Raw genomic sequence first — 4,522 nt, forward strand, 5'->3', positions numbered from 1 at the left:
CGGTAAAAGCGCGCGATGGCGTCGATGCCCTGCAACGGCACCTGGCCGACCGGGTCTTCAACGGTGGCGTCTTCGGCGTATAGCGCGAGGATGCCCTCGATGTCGCCGACATCCACCAGCTCCACGTAACGGGCCATGGTCGCCTGGATATGTTGAGCGCTAATCATTCAGACCACCTCGAATAGAGCAGCAGCACCCATGCCGCCACCGATGCACATGCTCACCACCACATAACGCAAACCGCGACGCTGGCCTTCGACCAGCGCATGGCCGACCATCCGCGCTCCGGACATGCCGAACGGATGGCCGATGGAGATCGCTCCGCCGTTGACGTTCAGGCGTTCGGCCGGAATGCCCAGGGTGTCGCGGCAGTACAGCACCTGGCAGGCGAACGCTTCGTTCAACTCCCACAGACCGATGTGATCCATGGTCAGGCCGTGGCGCTTGAGCAGCTTGGGAATGGCGTACACCGGGCCGATGCCCATCTCGTCGGAGTTGCAGCCGGCGACGGCCATGCCGCGATAGATCCCCAGCGGTTCCAGGCCACGCTTCTCGGCCATTTTCGCACTCATCAACACCGAGGCCGACGCACCGTCGGACAGCTGCGAGGCATTGCCGGCGGTGATGAAACGCCCCTTGTCGCTCCACTGACCGCCCGGCCATACCGGCTCCAGTGCCTTCAGGCTCTGGAGGCTGGTGTCGATGCGGTTGCACTCGTCGCGCAGCAAAGTGACGGACTCATGGCGGGTTTCGCCCGTGGCCTTGTCGACGATCATCTGGCGGCTGGTCAGCGGTGCCAGTTCGCGGTCGAAGCGCCCGGCGCTCTGGGCCTGTGCGGTACGCAGCTGGCTCTGATAGCTGTATTCGTCCTGCTCGTCGCGGGAGATGCCATAACGTGCGCAGATGATCTCGGCGGTTTCGATCATCGGGATATAGGCGTGCGGGTCCAGCTCGATCACCGAACCCGACTGGTTGCGATACAGGTTCTTGTGCTTGTTCTGCACCAGGGAAATCGACTCCAGGCCACCGGCCACGGCGATGTCGATTTCGTCGCACATGATGCCTTTGGCCGCCATGGCGATACTCATCAGGCCCGACGAGCACTGGCGTTCGACCGCCATCCCGGCAACCGACGCCGGCAAGCCACCGGCAATCGCGCACAGGCGGCCCAGGTTATAGGACTGTGTGCCCTGCTGCGCCGCGGCGCCGATAATCACGTCGTCCACTTCACCCGGCTCGATGCCGGCACGGCGCACGGCTTCGCGCACCACGTGGCCGCCCAGTTGCGGCGCTTCGGTGTCATTGAACGCACCGCGAAAGGCCTTGCCGATCGGAGTGCGGGCGGTGGAAACGATGACGGCTTCTTTCATGTTCAGTTCCTCGAAAATGCTGTTGAAGGTCAGGCCGGGTAATAGCGACTGATGGTGTCGACCACGCAGCCAGGACGTTCCTCGCCGTCGATTTCGACGCTGACGCGGACGGTCGCCTGTACGCCGCCCTTCACTTCCTCGACCGCGATCAGTTGTGCACTACCGCGCACCCGCGAACCGACGCGCACCACCGAGGGAAAGCGCACCCGCTCGCAGCCGTAGTTGACGCCCATGGCCAGACCACGGACTTCGACGATCTGCGGCAAGAACAGATTGACCAGTGACAGGCTCAGGTAGCCATGGGCAATGCAGGCGCCAAACGGGCCGCTGGCGGCCTTGAGCGGATCGACGTGAATCCACTGGTGATCGCCCGTGGCGTCGGCGAACTGGTCGATGCGGTCCTGCTCCAGCAGCAGCCATTCGCTGACACCGAGCTCTTGACCCACGGCGTCGAACAAGGCCATCGGCGTGTCGAAAATTCGTGGCATGGTCACGCCCTCTGGCTGGACACCGACAACACTTCGCCGGTCATGTAGGAGCTGTAGTCACTGGCCAGGAACATCATCACGTTGGCCACTTCCCAGACTTCGGCGGCGCGGCCGAACGCTTCGTTGGCGGCCAGTTGATCGAGCACCGCCTGGGGCGCGGATTTGCGCAGGAAATCGTGCAGGGCAATGCTCGGGCTGACCGCGTTGATGCGGATGCCGTAGTCGGCGGCCTCGACCGCTGCGCAGCGGGTCAGCGCCATCACGCCAGCTTTGGCGGCGGCGTAGTGCGACTGTTCTTTCTGCGCGCGCCAGCCCAGCACCGAGGCGTTGTTGACGATCACCCCGGCACGCCGCTCCATCATTTTCGGCAGCATGGCGCGAGTCATGCGCATGGTGCCGGTGAGCGTTACATCCAACACCCGGTTCCATTCTTCGTCGCCCATCTCCACCAGCAGGCGCGAGCCGCCGAGGCCGGCGTTGTTGATCAGCACGTCGACGCCTTGCAGATCACGCTCGGCGCAGGCGATCAGCTGTTGCACCTGAGCTTCGTCGGCGACGTTGCAGACCTGGCCGAAGACCTGCTGCAGCCCGGTGGTTTCGCGGATCTTCAGCACCGCTTCGGTCAACCGGCCTTCATGGATATCGCTGATCATCAACGCACGGCAGCCTTCTTCGGCGGCACGCACGGCGGCGGAAAAACCGATCCCGGCACCGGCGGCGGCGGTGATCAGTACCGACTTGCCGCGCAGCAAACCGCGCCCTTCAACATATTGAGGTACAGACATGAACTCTCTCCTTTCAGGCGCGCGGACGCGGCTCTTTGGGCATGCCCAAGGCACGCTCGGCGATGATGTTGCGCTGGATTTCGTTGCTGCCGCCGTAGAGGGTGTCGGCGCGGCTGAACAGATACAGCGACTGCAATCGGGTCAACTGGTAAGGCGCGGCTTCGAGCAATTCCGCCTCGGCACCGAGGACGTCCATCGCCAACTTGCCGAGGCTGGCGTGCCAGGTCGACCAGAACAGCTTGTAGATGGTCGCCTCTTTGCGCAGCGAACCGTCCTGACTACCCGAGAGCATGCGCAGCGAGTTGTAGCGCATGATCCGCAACCCGCTCCAGGCTTCGGCCAGGCGCTGACGCAGGATCGGGTCGCGGTCGGCGCCATTGGACTTGGCGATGGCGATGATTTCGTTGAGCTCGTTCTGGAACTGCATCTGCTGGCCGAGGGTCGAGACACCACGCTCAAAGCCCAGCAGCGCCATGGCGATCTTCCAGCCTTCGCCCGGTGCGCCGATGATGTTGGCGGCGTCGGTGCGAGCATCGTCGAAGAACACTTCGTTGAATTCCGAGGTGCCGGTCAGTTGCTCGATCGGTCGTACGGTGATTTCCGTCTGGGCCATCGGCACCAGCAGGAACGACAGGCCGCGATGGCCGATGCTGCCCGGTTCGGTGCGGGCGATGACAAAGCACCAATCCGATTCATGGGCCAGGGACGTCCAGACTTTTTGCCCGTTGATCAGCCATTGGCCGGTCGCTTCATCCAGCGTGGCGCGGGTCTTGACGTTGGCCAGATCGGAACCGGCGCCCGGCTCTGAATAGCCCTGGCACCAGAACGACGTACCGCTGACGATCCCCGGCAAGAAGCGCTGTTGCTGTTCGACCGTGCCAAAGGCGGCAACGGTCGGCCCGGCCAGGCCTTCGCCGATATGGCCCATGCGGCCGGGGCCGCCGGCGCGGGCGTACTCTTCGTTAAAGATCACCTGCTGGGTGATCGACAGGCCGCGCCCGCCGTGCTCCGGCGCCCAGCCGACGCAGGTCCRGCCGCCCTCGGCGAGTTTGCGCTCCCAGGCTTTGCGTTCTTCGGGAAACATGTGCTCGTCGCCCGGACCGCCGCGAAAACGCAGGGCTTCGAACTTGCCGCAGAGGTTGGCGCTCATCCAGTCGGCAACTTCCCGACGGAAGCGTTCGTCCTGCTCGCTGAAACTGATTTTCATGGCTGCTCTCCCAGAATCACCGAAGCAATGCGCTCGCGATGCCAGGCCGGTAGCCCGAGGAAACTCTCGCTGGCGCGGGCGCGCTTGAAGTAGAGGTGCGGGTCGTATTCCCAGGTGAAACCGACTCCGCCATGCAACTGGATCGATTCGCACGCGCAATGGAAATAGGTTTCAGAGCACTGCGCCTTGGCCAGCGCCGCCGCCAGCGGCAGTTCGGCCGCAACCTGCGGATCCCCCTGCGGGTCGAGGACTTCCTGGGCCACGCACGCGGCGTAATAGCTGGCCGAACGGGCGCATTCGACTTGCAGCATCATGTCGGCGGCGCGGTGCTTGAGGGCCTGGAAACTGGCAATCGGGCGACCGAACTGCTGGCGTTCCTGCATGTAGGCCACGCTGAGGTCGAGCACCTGCTGCGCGCCGCCGGTCTGCTCGGCGGCCAGGCCGATGCAGGCCAGTTGCAGGACTCGCTCAAGGTGCGGCCAGCCGTTACCGAACTCACCCAGCAACGCATCAGTTTCAAGGTACAGGCCCTTGAGCTGGATCCGCGCCTGACGCCGGGTCTGGTCCATGGTCGGCAGCATCTGTCGTTCGATGCCTGCGTTCATGGCGTTCACGGCAAACAGGCTGATGCCCTTTTCGCCAGTGGTTCCGGGGTGTCGTGCAGCAATGATC

6 protein-coding genes are annotated in these 4,522 nt (G+C 64.0%); all 6 read right to left on the reverse strand.

The window, feature by feature from the left end; all coding sequences use genetic code 11:
- On the reverse strand, positions 1–167 hold a 167-nt coding region (locus ACXRVY_RS17870; protein ID WP_458237893.1), incomplete at its 3' end, for a nuclear transport factor 2 family protein.
- The gene (locus ACXRVY_RS17875) at positions 168–1,370 is read right to left on the reverse strand and encodes an acetyl-CoA C-acyltransferase (protein WP_223462629.1); all 1,203 of its coding nucleotides are present in this window, start codon (positions 1,368–1,370) and stop codon (positions 168–170) included. It abuts the gene before it with no gap.
- Between the two features lie 29 nt (positions 1,371–1,399).
- Positions 1,400–1,858: a MaoC family dehydratase gene (locus tag ACXRVY_RS17880; protein WP_223462628.1), complete on the reverse strand. Its 459-nt coding sequence runs from the start codon at positions 1,856–1,858 to the stop codon at positions 1,400–1,402.
- Between the two features lie 2 nt (positions 1,859–1,860).
- Entirely contained in the window at positions 1,861–2,643 is a 783-nt protein-coding gene (locus tag ACXRVY_RS17885; protein ID WP_223462627.1) for an SDR family oxidoreductase, read from the reverse strand.
- A 13-nt stretch (positions 2,644–2,656) separates the two neighbouring features.
- Positions 2,657–3,850, reverse strand: coding sequence for an acyl-CoA dehydrogenase family protein (locus ACXRVY_RS17890; protein ID WP_458237891.1), 1,194 nt, complete (start codon positions 3,848–3,850; stop codon positions 2,657–2,659).
- Positions 3,847–4,522: acyl-CoA dehydrogenase family protein (locus tag ACXRVY_RS17895; protein WP_458237892.1), on the reverse strand; the 676-nt coding region annotated here is incomplete at its 5' end. The genes ACXRVY_RS17895 and ACXRVY_RS17890, both read right to left, overlap by 4 nt.

It is taken from the genome of Pseudomonas sp. P5_A2_2, assembly GCF_054177685.1.